The sequence below is a fragment of the Microbacterium sp. Root1433D1 genome, from assembly GCF_001426835.1.
Taxonomy (GTDB): Bacteria; Actinomycetota; Actinomycetes; order Actinomycetales; family Microbacteriaceae; genus Microbacterium; species Microbacterium maritypicum.
The window spans coordinates 446,540-462,701 of sequence record NZ_LMFN01000003.1 but is presented as its reverse complement, the minus strand read 5'-3'; the positions used below and the strand labels follow the sequence as shown (position 1 = coordinate 462,701).

Here is a 16,162-nt window from a genome sequence, read left to right as displayed (position 1 = left end):
GCGATGCGATATCGGGGCTGCCCTCCGCCCGACAGGTGCCGGCTTGCCCCGCCGGCTGGGGGTTGTGCCCGCTTCCTCGTGACTACCGACTTCCGCTCTCCTCCTCCAGATCGTTCGACCAGTTCGCCTGCTGGATCCGGTTGTCGAGCTCGCGCAGCTCCTGGGCCACGGCGTCGGCCTGCGAGCGCAGCTGCGCCACCGGGAGCGCCGCGACCTGCCGCAGCTCCGATCGCATCTGGCGCAGGAACTGGTCGTTGGACCCGGATGCCGCGGCCGCGGCATCGGTCAGCACGGAGTGCCGCAGACGCAGCACGTCGCGCGCGGCGAGCGCGTCGGTCATGGTGCCGTCGGCCCCCAGATCGAGACGTGCGTTGGTGGCGTTGATGCGCCGGATGAGGTCGCGAAGCTGCGTGAGCGCGGCATCCGCCTCCACGATCAGGGCGGCGGCATCCTCCGCCGGCTCCTCACCTTCCTGGTAGCGGGCGTTCGCGACGATGCGCGCCCGCAGCTGCTCGATGCGGCGCTGCAGGTCGGCGCGTGCGGTGAGGGCTTCGGCGAGTTTCATGACGTCATCCTCGCAGGGAGCGACCGTAACAGTTCGTCATACGACCGGAGAGTCAGCGGGTGCGGAGCAGACCGGCACGCTCCGGGTGGGCGGAGAACCAGTCGGCGACGTACCAGCAGACGGCGTCGACCTTGCGATCACCTCGCTCCTCGATGTCGGCCACAGCTCCCTCGACGACCTTCCCCGCATAGCCGTTGCCGCGGAAAGTCGGGACGGTGAACGCCCTGGTGAGCGCGATCGTCCGGCCATCGTCACGGTAGTCGAGCACGCTCACGAGCTTGCCGTCGCGCATGAGCGTGTACCGCGAGGCGTCCTTCTCGTCGGTCAGGATGAAGCCGTCGACAGTGTGCGAGATCGTCATTCGAACCACGTTACGCCCGCTCCGAGCGCCCGGGCGTTTTGACATGGGGCGTCACGATCAGACATAATCCCCCCATGACCACCAACGCAAGCCCTTTGTCCGCCCAGGAGGCGAACAGGACTGCCGGGATGATGATGCCCGGTCGCGTCGGTATGTGTTGCCGAATGTGTCGCTGAACGAACAGCCACCCCGCCTGACCTGAACTCCTCGCCATCTGCGAGGTCAGTGTCTCCGAGCATCCACCCTCGCTCGCTTCCCGGCTCCGCCGGTCATTCATGCAACGCATCAGAGCCCCGTTCGATTCGGGCTCACGTCCTGAGGACTTCATCATCATGTCGAACACCGCACTTCTCGAGCGTCCCGCCACCACCGCCGCGACCCGCACCCAGCCGGAGCCCGCCGCACCGCTCCCCGCAGCGGGAGCCGACCTTCCCGCCGTGCGCTCGCCCCGTGGCTTCGCCCTCTACGTCGGGCTGGACGAGATCAAGGCCGCAGAGGCCGGGGTCAGCCTCCCCCTCCTCGTCGACGCACTGCGCCGCACCCTCGCCGAGCTCGCGCCCGGAGCGGAGACCCACGCCACCGTCGCGCTCGCACCGCACGGCTCGGGCGGCCGTGACCTCGATGTGGTCCGGCTCGCGCTGCAGGAGCCGGGCGCCATCGCCCGCACCAAGGCCGCCGCCGAGGAGGACACCACCGACGAGGAGAGCGGCGTGACCGTGGACATCTCCCGCAAGCGCGTGCTGATCGACGGCGAGTCCGCCGCGTTCACGTACAAGGAGTTCGAGCTGCTGCAGTACCTCGTGCTCCGCGAGGGCCGCACCATCGAGCGCAGCGAGCTGGTCTCCGCCCTCTGGCAGGCACAGGACGACGAGACTCCCGGCGAGCGCACCATCGACGTGCACGTGCGTCGCCTCCGCGCGAAGCTCGGTCGCTACGAGGACATCGTCCGCACCGTGCGCGGCATCGGATACCGCTTCGACCGGCACGCCGACGTCGTCATCCGCTACGGCCACGGCACCCCCTCGCCCGACCGCTTCTGAGCCGCCGGGAGTCGGTGTCAGAACCGGCGCGTAGGGTGGGCGCATGACCCTCATCGCGCATCCCGCCGCGGCCGACGCCGCATCCGCGGATGCTCGCCGAGAGACCGTCTACCGACCACCGCACCCCCTGGACCTGCGTCGCACGGTCGGCATGCTCCGCCGCGGCGGCAACGATCCGACGACCATCATCGACGGGACGGTGATCTGGCGTGCCATGCGCACCCCGCACGGCCCGACGACACTCGCGGTCCGTATGTCAGGCGACGAGGTCCGAGCCTCGGCCTGGGGTCCCGGCGCCGAGCACGCTCTCGACAGCGTGCCCGCGCTCTGCGGTGCCCACGACGATTCCGGAGACTTCGATGCCACGCTCCACCCGCTCACCGCGGAGTCCGCGCGACGACACCCGGGCCTGCGTCTGACCCGCACCGACGAGGTGTTCGACGCGCTCGCGTGCGCGATCCTCGAGCAGAAGGTGACCGGCATGCAGGCCTTCGGCGCGTGGCGCTGGCTGGTGTCCCGCTTCGGCGCACGGGCGCCGGGCCCGACACCGCGCCCGATGTTCGCCGCTCCCTCCCCCGAGCAGTGGTTCCGCATCCCCTCCTGGGCCTGGCACCGCGCCGGGGTCGAACCGCCCCAGTCGCGCACCATCGTGCGCGCGGCCGAGCGCGGCGACCGCATCGCCCGCGCTGTGGGAGCCGCCGTCACAGGAGCCGACCGCGACCGCGTGCTCACGAGCCTTCCCGGCGTGGGGGTGTGGACCTCGGCGGAGACCCGCATCCGCGCACTCGGAGACCCGGATGCGGTCAGTATCGGCGACTATCACCTCGCTCACCAGGTCGGCTACGCGCTGACGGGAAAGCGCACCGACGACGACGGCATGGTCGAGCTCCTCGCCCCCTGGGCCGGACAGCGGCAACGGGTCGTGCGCCTCATCCACGCCAGCGGTGTGCAGGAGCCACGAAGGGGTCCCCGCCTCGCACCCGAAGATCATCGTGGGCACTGAGGACGCCACCTAAGCTGAGGCCATGTCACGTTCTCTGCTACGCATCCTCGTCACCGTCGGCCTGCTGATCGTCGGCGTCGTGATCGGGCTGATCTTCCAGAACGTCTGGCTCGGTGTGCTGCTCGCGGCGATCGTGTGGCTCGGCTGGTTCCTCGGCTACGAGTCGCGCCGGGGCAACAACGCCGGCGTCAACGACGAAGACCACGGCATCGAGCTCTGAGGGGCCCGCTCAGTAGTAGACGGCAAGCGGCCCGGACGGACCGTCGACGACGCGCACAGGAGTGTCGAACACGCGGGTGAGCACCTCATCCGTCATGATCGCGGCCGGGGACCCGAACTCCACCACCGCACCGTCCTTCATGGCGCAGATGTGGTCGGCGTAGTGCCCGGCGAAGTTGATGTCGTGCAGGACGATGACGATCGTGCGCCCCAGCTCCTCCGCCGCCCGCCGAAGATGCTTCATCATCTGCACGGCGTGCCGCATGTCGAGGTTGTTCAGCGGCTCGTCCAGCAGGACGAACTCGGTGTCCTGCGCCAGGACCATCGCGACGTACGCGCGCTGGCGCTGACCGCCGGAGAGCTCGTCCAGATAGCGGCCCTCCAAGGCGCCGAGGTCGAGGAAGTCGATGGCCCGACTGATGATCTCCTCGTCACCGCGATTCAGCCGCCCCTTCGAGTGCGGGAAGCGCCCGAAGCCGACGAGCTGGCGCACGGTGAGCCGGGTCACGAAGTGGTTCTCCTGACGCAGGATCGACACGACCTTCGCCAGGTCCTTCGACTTGGTGGAGGCCACGTCGAGTCCCGCGATCTCGATCGCACCGGCGTCCATTCCACTGAGACGACCGATCATCGTGAGCAGGGTCGACTTGCCCGCCCCGTTCGGACCGATGAGGGCGGTGATGCCGCCGGCGGGTATCTCGAGGTCGACGGGGCCGATCGCGACCTCGCTGCTGTAGTCCCGGCGAACGCCGTCGAGAGCGATCACAGTCTGCCCTTTCTGAGGATGACGATGAGGAAGACGGTGCCGCCGACGAGCTCGATGAGGATCGACACCATCCCCTGCGCGTAGAAGACGTTCTTCATCACGAAGTAGGCCCCGGCCAGGATCGTGAAGGCCGTGAGCACCGCGACGGGGAAGATCAGCCGATGGTCGTGCGTGTCGGCGAACTGGTAGGCGAGCGTGGCCACCAGGAAGCCGAGGAACGTCATCGGTCCCACCAGAGCCGTCGATGTCGCCATCAGCACGGCGACGAGGAACAGCACGATGAACAGCTCACGGCGATGATCGACGCCCAGGGAGCGCGCGGCATCGGGCCCGAGCGCCATCAGGTTGAGCCGACGCGAGCGGAGCCACAGCAGCGCAGACGCCGCCACGACCAGTGGGATCGCCAACGGCAGGTACGAGGAGTCGGCGTTGGAGACATTGCCGAACAGGCGCGCGGCCAGGACGTCGAACTCGCTGGGCGTGAGCAGGCGCTGCATGAAGGTGGAGATCGCCCCGAGGCCTCCCCCGATCACGATGCCCACCAGGAGCATGATCTGCAGATTGCCGTAGCGGCCGGACAGCAGCCAACCGTAGAGGGCGACGGCGAGAGCGACCATGATCGCGACCTGGATCGCGAACTGCCCGATGCCCTGGATCGCCACGATCCCTGCCACGCCGAACAGGTACACGGTCGAGGTCTGCACCACGCGGTACAGCGATTCGAAACCCATGATCGACGGGGTGATGATGCGGTTGTTGGTGACGGTCTGGAAGCTCACCGTGGCGATGGCCTGCGCGACCGCGACGAGCGCCATGACCGTGACGTCGGTCGCCCGGTGCTGGGCGATCCGCCAGAACCCGGTGGAGCCGACCGGCATCGGATTCGCCCACGCCAGCAGGCCGAAGCCCGAGACGGCGGCGAGGACGAGAAGGGTCCCGAGCACGACGAAGTAGCGACGGCGCGCACGCGGGGTCGTGAACGAGCCCGCCGACCGCAGCGGGCCGGTGGTCGCCACCTCGCTCATCACGCCGCTAGCCACGTCGACGCTGCCTGAGCAGGAGGAGCACGAACACCACGGCACCGACCACCCCGAGGATCAGCGACACCGGCACCTCGAACGGCATGATGATGGTGCGTCCGATGATGTCGCACACCGTGACGATCGCGATGCCGAGCAGGCACACCCACGGCAGGTTGCTGCGCAGGTCGTCGCCGCGCACCATCGAGACGATGTTCGGCACGATGAGCCCGAGGAAGGGAAGATTGCCGACGACCACGGTGACCACACCGGTGGTGACCGCGATCAGCACCGTTCCGAGCAGGATGATCCTGTTGTAGTTCACGCCGACGTTGGTGGCGACCTCTTCGCCGAGGCCGGCGATGGTGAGTCGATCGGCGACGATGAACACGATCACGCCGACGATCGCCACGATCCAGAGCATCTCGTACTGGCCGCGCATCACCGAGGTGAAGCTGCCTGCGAACCAGACGCCGATGATCTGCAGCGAGTTCGTCGCCAGCGCGAGGTACGTCGACAGCGCGCCGACGACCGCACCGAGCATGATCCCGACGATCGGCACGATGAGGGAGGACTTGAGGGCGACCCGCCGCAGGAACGCGAAGAACACCATCGTGCCGACGAAGGCCGCGAGCACCGCACCGGCCATCCGCAGCGAGAGCGACGGCTGCGGCACGAGGATCATGACCAACAGGAGTCCGAGCCCCGCCCACTCGGTCGTTCCGGTCGTCGTCGGCTCGACGAAGCGGTTCTGGGTGAGCAGCTGCATCACCAGACCCGCCATGGCCATCGAGGCGCCGGCCAGGACGAGGGCGATCGTGCGGGGAACGCGCGTGATCTGGAACATCTGCGCGCCGTCTTCCGCGCCGGTGACGTCGTACACCCCGGTGAAGAGCGAGATCACGAGGAGCACGGCGACGACGAGCACGCCGATGAGCAGTTTCACGTCGAAGAGCCGCCCGGCGTTGCGGGGCGGCGAAGCGATGTCGGTGGAGACCATGACGACGATGCGGCGGCATCCGGGTCACCCGGATGCCGCCGCAGTACCTCAGTTCTTCGCGCTCTTCTCGAGGGCGTCTGCGAGGTCGTTGAGGAATGCCGTGTACGTCTGGATGCCCTCGTTCAGGTAGGTGTCGGTGGGCATGTAGACGAGCTGCTTCTCCTTGACGGCGGTGACGCCGGCAAGCGCCTCCGAGCTCTCGAGGATCTCGGCCGCCTGCACGTAGTCGGGGGTCTCGGCGGCGAACACGGCGTCGCGGTCGAGCACGAGGATCCAATCGGGGTTCGAGGTGGCGATCGCCTCGACCGAGATCTCGTCGCCCTGGTGGTCGTCGGTCGCGTCGTCGACCTCGAGTGCGGGGGTCAGCCCGAGGATGTCGTAGATCGGTCCGAGCGAGCGTCCGACGGTCGGGGCGAGGTAGCCGATCTCGCCGCCGGAGGTGTTCACGGCCATGACGGTGTCGGCGTCGTCGTAGGCGGCCTTGGCGCGCTCGACGGCAGCATCGAAGTCGTCGACGAGCTTGTCGGCCTCGTCCTGCTTGCCGAAGATCTCACCGAGCACGGTGACCTGACGCTTGAGCTCCTCGTCGAAGGGCTCACCCTCGCGCGGCTCGAGGTCGATGATCGTGGCGTCGGGCACGAGGTCCGCGATCGCCGTGTTGTGCTGCGTGAACCGCTGGCCGCTGATGATCAGGTCGGGCTCGACGGCGACGACCGCTTCGAGGTCGGGCTCGCTGTGGAGTCCGATGTCGACGATCGCGTCGTCCTTCACGTACGACACGGTCTCCGGCATGAGCGCGACGGCGGCGGCGGAGAGTTCGACGCCCCAGTCGGAGAGCGTCTGGAATGTGCGGTTGTCGAGGGCCACGACAGACGCGGGAGGCGTCGGGATCTCGTGCGTGCCGGTGTTGTCCTCGATCGTGACGGATGCTGCCGCGGGTTCGGTCTTCTCCGGTTCCGCCGAGCCGCCGGAAGCGCACCCGGCGAGGGCGAGGAGGCCGACGAGAGCGACGCTCGTGGCGGTGAGGGTTCTGGGCACGGACATGGAGAGACTCCTGTTCTGCGGGATCGGTGCGCACACGATGGGCGCCGGGGTGACGAGCAGGGATCACCTTCGCCCGTCACATTTAGGTTAGCCTTACTTTATGAGCGATACGAAATCCGGTTTCTCGATCGAGCGTCGCGGCCTGGAGCTGCGCTTCCGCAACGTCACGCTGAGTGCCCGCGAATGGCTGGCACCGGACTTCGTGCGCGTGCGGCTGACCGGTGCAGACCTCGCGGGCTTCGACTCCCCCGGCTCCGACGACCACATGCGCCTGTTCTTCCCCGCAGGCCCGACCGGGTCCGTCGAAGAGCTGCGAGCATCCCCGAGTCGCGAGTACACCCCTCTCGCATGGGGCGAGGACTGGCTCGACGTCGAGTTCGCCGTGCACGGCGACCAGGGCGTCGCGGCCCCCTGGGCTGCGACGGCACCGATCGGATCCACGATCGGCGTCGGCGGTCCGCGCGGATCGGCCGTCCTGGCCGGCGACCCCGGCTCCTGGCTGCTGGTCGGCGACGAGACCGCCATCCCCGCCATCCGCCGCTTCGCCGCGCTCATTCCGTCAGGCACCCCGGCACGCATCGTGGTGGAGACCGTGAACCAGGGGCGCGAGATCGACATCGAGGCACCGGTCGACGTCGAGTGGCTGCACCGCGGGGAAGCTCCCTCCGGTTCCGCACTCATCGCCCTCATCGAGACGCTGACCGCCGAAGACGTGGTCGGACCCGACCCCTTCGTCTTCATCGCCGCCGAGCAGTCGATCGTCAAACCCGGCAGGGCGCTCCTCGAGCGCTGGGGTGTCGACACCGCGAACGCCGTCGTGAAGGGCTACTGGAAGCGCGACGAAGCCGAGTACCACGCGCCGCACTAGTGCGACGTCGGCGGCACCTGGAAGACTCGGCGCATGGCTCTTCTGGATCACCTGGGCATCACCGTCGGCGACCTCGAGCGCGGCCGGGCGCAGTTCCACCCCGTCCTCGCCGCTCTCGGATATCAGAGCGGGGGTGCGGACGACCACTCCATCTCGTGGCACAACGGCGACGAGACCGAGATCATCCTCTACACCTGGGATGATGACTCCACCCCGCACCGTCATGGTCGTATCGGCTGGCAGCACATCGCCTTCGCGGTGCCGACGCGCGAGCAGGTCGAGCACCTTCATGCCGTCGCGCTCGAGGCCGGGTGGACAGCGATCCGCGAGCCCAAGGAGTACCCGCGCTATTCGGAGCGCTACTACGCCTCGTTCGTCGAAGACGTCGACGGCATCCGGGTCGAGTTCATGTACAACCCTCCTCGCGAGAAGGCTTGACGCCGGGGCGACCTATCCTCCACAAGCGCGCAGAGAAGCACGTTGTGCGCGTCTTTCAGACGACCGATATCTTCGCCTCCCGCGCTCTGGCAGGCTTGCCGAATCGATGCGACGATGAGGGAGTGGGATTCATGAATGACGCGCAGATCTGGACCATGATCGGGTCGTTCACCGTGCTGATGTTCAGCACGCTCACCGTGGTGTCGACCTTGTTCGTCCGGATCCTCCGCAGCGAGATCGGCGGCCTGCGTACCGAGATGAACGACCAGATCGACGGGCTGCGCATCGAGATGAACGCCCGCTTCGATTCCGTGAACACCCGCTTCGATTCCGTGAACACCCGCATCGACGGTCTCGACCGCGACGTGCAGGCCATCGTGAAGCGCACCTTCGGCCTCGACCGCGAGTGATGACGACGCCTCGCCGTCACGCCTCGGTACCGCATGCCGACCGGCACGATGCCTTTCCGGAAGTTCCCTGCGGCACGGCTGTGCTGCTCCTCGCCGGGTCCAGCGGTCGGGTCGAGTCCCAGCGGGCCGACCTGCTCGCACGGCACGGTGCACGGGTGCGCGCCATCCGCTGGTTCGGCGGCATGGGCCAGCGCCCCGCACCGCACGAGGTGCCGATCGAGCTGTTCATCGATCAGCTCGATCTCCTGCGCCGCGACGCCGATCGCGTCGCGATCTTCGGAACGTCGTTCGGAGCGGAGGCGGCCCTGGTGACCGCCTCCCTTCACCCGGTCGACGCGACGGTGGCCGTCGCTCCGTCATCCGTCGTCTGGGCCGGGCTCACCGACGGAGACTGGTCGTCGCACTGGACCAGCCGGGGCACGCCGCTGCCCGCCGTGTCGTTCGATCCGTCCTGGGTGTCGTCGACCGTGCCGCCCGAGTACCGATCCCTGTACGAGGCGAGCATCGATCGCGCTCCTGACGCGGCCGCGGCCGCAGCGATCCGCACGGAGTACATCACCGGTGTCGTCGTGCTGATCGCGGGAGGGGACGACCGCGTCTGGCCGAGTGACAGATTCGCCGCCGAGATCTCCGCGCGCCGGAGTGCGCACGGACGGGAGACGACGGTGGTCACTCACCCTGCTGCGGGGCACAGGATGGTCTTACCCGGTGAGACGGTCGCGGCCGGCGGAGTGACGATGGCGCGCGGCGGTTCTCCTTCCGCTGACGCGGAACTCGGCGCGCTCGCGTGGCCGCAGATCGTGCACGCCCTCGACCTGCGGGGCTGAGGATCAGAGCGCCGGAGCGACCTCTGCCTCCGCCGTCCGATCGGTGAACGCGGTCTTCGGGACGAAGACGAGGATCACGGCGGCGGCGAGCGCAGTCACTCCGCAGACGATCCACACCGTGAAGTAGCCGGCGAGCGAGCCGGCGGTCCCCTCGGTCGCCCCCGCGGTGCTCGCGACTCCGTGCAACAGCGCGATGCCGAACACACACGAGGCGATCGCACCACCCACGGTCTTGACCGAGTTGGTCAGCCCCGTCGCCACCCCCGTCTGCGTGGCCGGAGCCGCGGATGCCGCAGCGGCAGGGAGCGCCGCGACCAGCGCGCCGGAGCCCAGTCCCACGACGACCATGTTCGTGATCACCTGTGCGTAGGTGTCGTGGAACGGCAGGAACAACAGGAACCCGATACCCACCAGCACCGAGGCGCCCATCAGGGTCAGACGAGGCGTCGCCCACCGCGCGACCGTCGAGAACAGGAGAGCGCCCGTGATCATGGCGATCAGGTAGACGCCGATGATCAGCGAGGTCGCGAACCCGCTCGTACCCAGACCGTATCCGTAGACCGTCGGATCGGTGCGGGCGAACGTCGACAGCGGAGCCTGCGCGCCCAGCACACTGACCCCGAAGAGGCCTGCTGTGAGGAAGACGGGGCCGAGCGCAGGCGAGCGGAACATGCGCACGTCGATGAGCGGGTCGGCGCAGCGCAGCTCCCACAGCACGAACGGGATCACGAGCAGGACACCGAGGATCACGACTGCCCAGGACCAGGGGTTGGTCAGGCCGCCCTCGAGGCGGAGCAGGCTGAGACCGCCGGTGAAGCACAGGAGGGCGAGCGAGATGAGCACGAGACCGATCGTGTCGAAGATGCCGCCCGTGGGATCGGGAGACTCCTTGACCCCGAACAGGATCACGAAGAAGCACACCACGATCAGCACGGCCGGGATCAACAGCACGATGGTGAGGGGCAGCACGTCGATGAGCGCGCCACCGACGAGCGCACCGATGATCGCACCGCCTTCGAGCGCGGCGACGAGAAGGCCCGCCGCCTTGGCAGTGATGGAGGAGCGCCCCTCCATCCGGCGCGACCTCGACCAGATCAGGGCGATCTCGAGAGGAAGCCAGACGACGTAGAAGCCCATCAACGCCCACGCCGCGAGGAAGACAGGGAACGAATCGGTGAAGGGCAGGACGAGGGCCGCCGCCGCGGTGACCGCGGTCGAGATCAGCAGCATCCGTTTGTGCCCGACCATGTCGCCGAGCTTCGCGAAAGCCGGCACGACGAGCGCCGACAGCATGAGCTGCGCACCCTCGAGCCAGTTCACGTCGGCATCGTGGATGCCCAGATGACGGGCGATGTCGGTGAGCATCGGGGTGTAGTAGCCCTGCAGCACGCCACTGGTGAACTCGACGAAGGCGAGGAAGCCGACCACGACGGCGAGAGTGCCCAAGGTGCGGGTGCGCGTCATCGCGTCTCCTGCTTCTGCATCGGGTCCCCCGGCACGATCCGAGAGAAGGGTGAGATCACCTTAGCCGTTCGAGCAGCGCCCGATGGAATCGCTCTCCGCGCTCGAGAGAGGCGATCTCCACGCTCTCGTCGACGCCATGGATCGACGCACGTTGCGCGTTGGACATGTCCAGCGGCGCGAAGCGGTAGACGGCAGGTGAGAAGCGATGGAAATGCCGCGAATCGGTGGCCGCCATCATCACGTACGGCACGGCGGGGACGCCGGGGAACGCCGCGTCGAGGGCCCCGGCCAGCAGGGCGAACGGGGCGTTGTCGGTCGGCGACTCCGGCGAGGGCTCGCTCGCCTCGATCACCTCGACCTCGACCAGCGGATCGCGGATGCGCCTGCGCACCCGGAACACGGTCTGCTGCGTCGTCTCTCCGAGCGCGATGCGCAGATTCACGGTGGCAGAGGCTTGCGACGGCAGCACGTTCGCCGCCGTGCCACCGGACTGCATGGTCGGGGCGACGGTGGTGCGCACGAGGGCGGCCGGCTCGCCACCGAGCGCGGCGAAGACCTGCGCCGTCAGCAGCGGCGCCGAGCCGAGCAGTCGCAGCAGGTGACGGGCCGGGCCCGGAGTCTGCGCGGCCAGCTGCGACAGCATCCGCAGGATGGCCTTCGAGGCACGAGGGCGGAAGGCGGTGGGTCCGAGCCGGTCCACGGCCCTGGCGACGCGCCGGACCGCGGTGAGCGGCGGCGGTGCGGAGGCGTGTCCGCCGTCACCCCGCGCGGTCAGCCGGAGCGTCATCACGCCCTTCTCGCCGACACCGATCATCGCTGCGCGACCGGGGACGAAGGGCAGGGGCGCGTCGACGACGGCACCCCCCTCGTCGAGCACGAGCCAGGGGACGATGCCACGCCCGCGCAGCACGCGGGCGATCTCCTCGGCCGCGCGCCCATAGGTCTCCTCGTTGCCGCCGAAGGAGAGGTACACGTCCCGAGGAGGCACGAACCCGTCGGCGAGCAGATTCTCGACCGCCTCGAGCACCACGATCAGCGGGCCCTTGTCATCGAGGGCACCTCGTCCGTACACCGAGCCGTCGGCGATCACCCCCGCGAAGGGCGGGTGCGTCCACGCGTCGCTCTCATCCACCGGGACGACGTCGTAGTGCGCCATCAGCACGACCGGTCGATCCGGGGCCGCGCCGGTCCCCTGCCAGTGGAACAGCAGCCCGAAGTCGGTGTGCCGTTCGAGCGCCAGCTTCTCGTGCGTCAGCGGATAGAGCTCCGCGATGAGCGCGACGAACTCCTCGAACGGAGCCGAGCCGCGCTCGTCGAGCTCGGCCGAGACCGTCGGGATCCGGATCATCTGCGAAAGCCGCTCGGCGATGCCCGGGCGCACGGTCGGTGTGGTCACACCCGCCATCGTACTCAGCGGTTCTCAGGACCACTGCGTGAGCTTGTCGGGATTGCGCACGGCGAGCACCTCGGTGATCCGCTCGCCCTCGACGACGAAGGAGAACACCGCATCGGGGGAACCGTCGAGCGTGGCAAGCGCGGCCAGCCCGTCCGCGGTCGGGACGAGGATGACCTCCGCGCCGGGGTGGCGCCGAGCGATGCCCTGCAGGAAACGTGCCACGCGATCGGCCCCGAGGACCGGTCGCAGCGCCGCCGATTTCCTCCCGCCCGCGTCGGAGATGAGCACGACATCGGGATCGAGCACAGTGATCAGGCGATCGAGCCGTCCGGTCGCTGCGGCTTCGAGGAATGCGCGGGCGACGGCATCGTGCTGCTCCCGCGTCGCCAGGCGCGCACGCCGCTCTCGCACCCGTCGACGTCCCTGCGACGCGAGCTGTCTCACGGCGTCCGTGCTCCTTCCGACTGTCTCGGCGATCTCCGCGAACGGGACGCCGAACACGTCGTGCAGCACGAAGGCCACACGCTCGGGGGGAGTGAGCGATTCCAGGAGCACGAGCAGCGCCATCCCGACCGACTCGTCGAGGGACACGCTGTCGAGCGGGTCCGGAACTGGGGTGACGAACAGCGAGTCCTGCGGCACGGGCTCCGGAAGCCACTGACCGACATAGCTCTCCCTCCGCGCTCGCGCCGAGCCAAGGGCATCCAGACAGATGCGTCCGGCGACGCGCGTCAGCCACGCACCCGGATTGACGATCCGTGCGCGCTCCGCGTCGGTCAGCCGCACCCAGCGCACGTAGGTCTCCTGCACCGCGTCCTCGGCATCCGCGACCGTGCCGAGCAGGCGATACGCGAGAGCGAGCAGGGTACGGCGTTCGGCTTCGACCACAACGAGATCATCCATCGCCTCCATCTTGGTCCGTCTCGGCCTCCTGCCGACGCCATGTCGATGCCGCTCTCGACAGGCGCCTCACGTTTCGTTCGCCTGCGTCGTCGAACAAGGAGAAGGATGTACCGAGACGAAGGAGAACACATATGAGGATCGTCGTCGCAGGAGGAACCGGAACCGTCGGGCGGCACACCGTCGGGGCGGTGCGGGCCGCGGGGCACGACGCCGTCGTCCTGAGCCGGTCACGGGGAGTCGACCTGGTGACCGGAGAGGGCCTGGGCCACGCCCTGGCCGGCGTGGACGCGGTGATCGACGTCACGAGCATCGAGACGCGCAAAGCCAGCGAAGCGATCGAGTTCTTCACCGCGGCGACAGGGAACCTGGCCGCGGCAGCCGCCGACGCGGGGGTCGGACACTTCGTGCTGTTGTCGATCGTCGGGATCGACCGCATGCCCTACGACTATTACGCAGGCAAGATCGCCCAGGAGAAGGTCGTCGAGGCGTCGCGCGTTCCGTGGACGACCCTGCGAGCGACGCAGTTCCACGAGTTCGCGGCGCAGATGTTCAGACGGGCGAAGTTGGGCCCGCTCCACATCGCTCTCAAGGCCCGGACACAGCCCGTGGCCGCCCGCGAGGTGGGTTCACGCCTCGCCGCCCTCGCAGCAGCGCCACCCCAAGGCCGTGCACGGGACCTCGCCGGGCCTCGCGAGGAGCAGCTGGCGGACATGGTCCGCGCGTACGCCCGGCGCGAGGGATACCGTGGCTGGGTGCCGACGCTGAACGTGCCGGGGCCGCAGATGGCCGGCATGAGGGCAGGGCTCGGTCTCCCCGCTCCCGACGCCGAGCTCGGAAGTCAGAGCTTCGCGGAGTGGCTCGCTGCAGACTAGCGATCCCCCGCTCGGCTCTGTCCCTGGGGAACAGGGCGAGCAGGATGATGGTTGCATCTCTGCGTGGTGCGAGCCGCGTCCGAGGAGGTGTGCATGGAACTGACCCTGGTGTCGTCGTCGTTCTGCGGCGCCTGCGCACGCACGCGGACCGTGCTCGCCGAGGCCGCGCGGTTCCTCCCCGAAGCGACCGTCATCGAGATCGACGTGGCACAGAGCCCGGATGCGGCAGAGGAGCTCGACATCGCGTTCACGCCCACCGTGATCATCCGCGATGATGCCGGTGCGGAGGTGTTCCGCGCCACCGGTGTGCCGACGGTCCCGCAGGTGCTCACCGCCGCGGTCAAAGCCCTCCCGGCCTGACGCATCGAGATCCTGCTCGTCGACCGGTCGAGTGCATATCGCACGAGGATCGCCATCGGATGTGCAGGTCGCACATCCGCACCGCTTCCGCGATCGGGCGAGACCCACGTTCTACGACGAGACCCACTCGCGCCGACGCCGGCGGGAGTGGGTCTCGATTCGAAGCGTGGGTCTGGGCGACCGCGGAATCAGTGCAGCGCGTTCGCCTGGATGAAGGCGCGGAGCGCGTGCTCGTCATCGGCCATCTCGGTCACATGCTGCGGGGCATCGAGCATCTCCTGCAGCTCCGGCGCATAGCCGAGCTCGACGCCGATGGCCTCGTGGATGGTCTCGGCGAACTTCTCCGGCTTGGCGGTCTCGAGCACCAGCATCGGCACGCCGGGCTCGACGTACTCGCGCGCGACCTTGACGCCGTCGGCCGTGTGCGGGTCGATGACCTCACCGGTCGTCTCGTACACCGAGCGGATGGTCGCCAGTCGGTCCTCGTGGGTCGACGTGCCGCTGACGATGCCGAACTCCTCGAGGAAGCGCTCCTGCTCGGAGGAGAAGTCGAAGTGGCCCTGTGCCTCGAGGTCGTCCCAGGCGCCGACGACGCGGGCAGGATCACGGTCGACCAGCTCGAAGATGAAGCGCTCGAGGTTCGATGCCTTGGAGATGTCCATCGAGGGGCTGGAGGTCGCGAGCGTCTGGGCGGCGCTGCGCGGGCGGTAGACGCCGGTGCGGAAGAACTCGTCCAGCACGTTGTTCTCGTTCGCGGCGAGCACGAGGCGACGGATCGGCAGCCCCATCTGCTTGGCGAAGAACCCGGAGAGGATGTTGCCGAAGTTCCCGGAGGGCACGGTGAACGACAGTTCGGTCCAGCCGCCGGCATCCGTGGCGCGCAGCCAGGCCCAGAAGTAGTAGACGGTCTGCGCCGTGATGCGCGCCAGGTTGATGGAGTTCACCGCGCCGAGGTGCTGCGCCCGCTTGAAGTCGAGATCTCCCGCGAGCTTCTTGACCAGGTTCTGGCAGTCGTCGAAGACCCCCTCGACCGCGATGTTGTGCACGTTCGCGTCGTCGAGCGAGAACATCTGCGCACGCTGGAATGCGCTCATGCGCCCCTGCGGCGACAGCATGAACACGGCGACGCGCTCCTTGCCGCACAGGGCGTGCTCGGCCGCCGAGCCGGTGTCTCCCGAGGTGGCACCGAGGATGTTGAGCACGGAGTCGTTGCGCTCCAGCGTGTATTCGAGCACCTGGCCGAGGAACTGCATGGCCATGTCCTTGAACGCCAGGGTGGGGCCTTCGGAGAGCCCGACCAGAGTCAGGTCGTCATCGATCGCCCGCAGCGGCACCACGCCGTCGGGGAAGTCGGCGTAGGCCGCATCCGTCATCCGCGCCAGGTCCGCGCGCGGGATGTCGGTCGCGAACAGGCCGAGCACCTCGGTCGCGAGCTGCGGGTAGGTCAGCGCACGCCAGCGCTCGAGCGTCTCGCCGTCGACGGTCGGCATGACCTCGGGCACAGCCAGGCCGCCGTCGGGCGCGAGGCCCTCCAGCAGCGTCTCGCTGAACGACTGCGGCTGCATGCCGCCGCGGGTGGAGATGAACTGCACGTTGGCTCCTCGGCT

Annotated in this window: 19 protein-coding genes; 9 read left to right on the top strand and 10 right to left on the bottom strand. The window is 68.6% G+C overall.

Annotated features, from left to right (window positions below):
* Positions 1-82: 82 nt before the first annotated feature.
* Together ASD13_RS13190 and ASD13_RS13185 are read right to left on the bottom strand one after the other, a co-directional pair.
* The gene (locus ASD13_RS13190) at positions 83-565 is read right to left on the bottom strand and encodes a DIP1984 family protein (protein WP_017828106.1); all 483 of its coding nucleotides are present in this window, start codon (positions 563-565) and stop codon (positions 83-85) included.
* Positions 566-617: 52 nt separating this feature from the next.
* Positions 618-926, bottom strand: a complete 309-nt coding sequence (locus ASD13_RS13185; RefSeq protein WP_017828105.1) for a GNAT family N-acetyltransferase — start codon at positions 924-926, stop codon at positions 618-620.
* 332 nt (positions 927-1,258) lie between these two features.
* Between ASD13_RS13185 and ASD13_RS13180 the strand changes: the two genes are divergently transcribed.
* The 3 genes from ASD13_RS13180 to ASD13_RS13170 are packed head-to-tail and all read left to right on the top strand — an operon-like array spanning position 1,259 to position 3,189.
* On the top strand, positions 1,259-1,966 hold the full coding sequence (locus tag ASD13_RS13180) for a winged helix-turn-helix domain-containing protein (RefSeq protein WP_017828103.1): 708 nt from the start codon (positions 1,259-1,261) through the stop codon (positions 1,964-1,966).
* A 43-nt stretch (positions 1,967-2,009) separates the two neighbouring features.
* Complete coding sequence (locus ASD13_RS13175) at positions 2,010-2,969, top strand: DNA-3-methyladenine glycosylase family protein (protein ID WP_055869972.1); 960 nt, start codon at positions 2,010-2,012, stop codon at positions 2,967-2,969.
* Positions 2,970-2,991: 22 nt separating this feature from the next.
* Positions 2,992-3,189 (top strand): hypothetical protein, encoded by a 198-nt coding sequence (locus tag ASD13_RS13170; protein WP_017828101.1) that lies wholly within the window; start codon positions 2,992-2,994, stop codon positions 3,187-3,189.
* A gap of 9 nt (positions 3,190-3,198) precedes the next feature.
* Here the strand turns inward: ASD13_RS13170 and ASD13_RS13165 are convergent, their stop codons facing one another.
* Genes ASD13_RS13165 through ASD13_RS13150 form a run of 4 tightly spaced genes read right to left on the bottom strand, consistent with a single transcriptional unit; the run spans position 3,199 to position 7,017 of the window.
* Complete coding sequence (locus ASD13_RS13165; protein ID WP_017828100.1) at positions 3,199-3,954, bottom strand: iron ABC transporter ATP-binding protein; 756 nt, start codon at positions 3,952-3,954, stop codon at positions 3,199-3,201.
* The gene (locus ASD13_RS13160; protein ID WP_055869969.1) at positions 3,951-4,979 is read right to left on the bottom strand and encodes an iron chelate uptake ABC transporter family permease subunit; all 1,029 of its coding nucleotides are present in this window, start codon (positions 4,977-4,979) and stop codon (positions 3,951-3,953) included. Before ASD13_RS13160 ends, ASD13_RS13165 begins: the two co-directional genes overlap by 4 nt.
* A gap of 7 nt (positions 4,980-4,986) precedes the next feature.
* Positions 4,987-5,973: an ABC transporter permease gene (locus tag ASD13_RS13155; protein ID WP_055869965.1), complete on the bottom strand. Its 987-nt coding sequence runs from the start codon at positions 5,971-5,973 to the stop codon at positions 4,987-4,989.
* Between the two features lie 48 nt (positions 5,974-6,021).
* On the bottom strand, positions 6,022-7,017 hold the full coding sequence (locus ASD13_RS13150) for a siderophore ABC transporter substrate-binding protein (RefSeq protein ID WP_055869962.1): 996 nt from the start codon (positions 7,015-7,017) through the stop codon (positions 6,022-6,024).
* A 100-nt stretch (positions 7,018-7,117) separates the two neighbouring features.
* Between ASD13_RS13150 and ASD13_RS13145 the strand changes: the two genes are divergently transcribed.
* The 4 genes from ASD13_RS13145 (at position 7,118) to ASD13_RS13130 (ending at position 9,560) form a co-directional block, all read left to right on the top strand.
* Positions 7,118-7,885 (top strand): siderophore-interacting protein, encoded by a 768-nt coding sequence (locus ASD13_RS13145; protein ID WP_055869957.1) that lies wholly within the window; start codon positions 7,118-7,120, stop codon positions 7,883-7,885.
* Positions 7,886-7,918: 33 nt separating this feature from the next.
* Complete coding sequence (locus tag ASD13_RS13140; RefSeq protein WP_055869954.1) at positions 7,919-8,323, top strand: VOC family protein; 405 nt, start codon at positions 7,919-7,921, stop codon at positions 8,321-8,323.
* A gap of 131 nt (positions 8,324-8,454) precedes the next feature.
* Positions 8,455-8,733: a hypothetical protein gene (locus tag ASD13_RS13135; RefSeq protein ID WP_235562588.1), complete on the top strand. Its 279-nt coding sequence runs from the start codon at positions 8,455-8,457 to the stop codon at positions 8,731-8,733.
* On the top strand, positions 8,733-9,560 hold the full coding sequence (locus tag ASD13_RS13130; RefSeq protein WP_082531511.1) for an acyl-CoA thioester hydrolase/BAAT C-terminal domain-containing protein: 828 nt from the start codon (positions 8,733-8,735) through the stop codon (positions 9,558-9,560). Before ASD13_RS13135 ends, ASD13_RS13130 begins: the two co-directional genes overlap by 1 nt.
* 3 nt (positions 9,561-9,563) lie before the next feature.
* Here ASD13_RS13130 and ASD13_RS13125 read toward each other — a convergent pair whose 3' ends face one another.
* From ASD13_RS13125 to sigJ, 3 genes are read right to left on the bottom strand one after another with little or no spacing between them, the layout of a single operon-like run.
* Positions 9,564-11,024, bottom strand: a complete 1,461-nt coding sequence (locus ASD13_RS13125; protein ID WP_055869945.1) for an MFS transporter — start codon at positions 11,022-11,024, stop codon at positions 9,564-9,566.
* Between the two features lie 55 nt (positions 11,025-11,079).
* A complete protein-coding gene (locus tag ASD13_RS13120) occupies positions 11,080-12,429 on the bottom strand; it encodes a M20/M25/M40 family metallo-hydrolase (RefSeq protein ID WP_055869942.1) in 1,350 nt (449 codons plus the stop codon).
* Positions 12,430-12,444: 15 nt separating this feature from the next.
* Positions 12,445-13,323: an RNA polymerase sigma factor SigJ gene (sigJ, locus tag ASD13_RS13115; protein ID WP_082524404.1), complete on the bottom strand. Its 879-nt coding sequence runs from the start codon at positions 13,321-13,323 to the stop codon at positions 12,445-12,447.
* Positions 13,324-13,454: 131 nt separating this feature from the next.
* Between sigJ and ASD13_RS13110 the strand changes: the two genes are divergently transcribed.
* Together ASD13_RS13110 and ASD13_RS13105 are read left to right on the top strand one after the other, a co-directional pair.
* Positions 13,455-14,195, top strand: coding sequence for an SDR family oxidoreductase (locus tag ASD13_RS13110; RefSeq protein WP_055869935.1), 741 nt, complete (start codon positions 13,455-13,457; stop codon positions 14,193-14,195).
* Between the two features lie 93 nt (positions 14,196-14,288).
* Entirely contained in the window at positions 14,289-14,555 is a 267-nt protein-coding gene (locus ASD13_RS13105; protein ID WP_055869933.1) for a thioredoxin family protein, read from the top strand.
* A 188-nt stretch (positions 14,556-14,743) separates the two neighbouring features.
* Here the strand turns inward: ASD13_RS13105 and thrC are convergent, their stop codons facing one another.
* Entirely contained in the window at positions 14,744-16,147 is a 1,404-nt protein-coding gene (thrC, locus tag ASD13_RS13100; protein ID WP_055869930.1) for a threonine synthase, read from the bottom strand.
* Positions 16,148-16,162 lie beyond the last annotated feature (15 nt).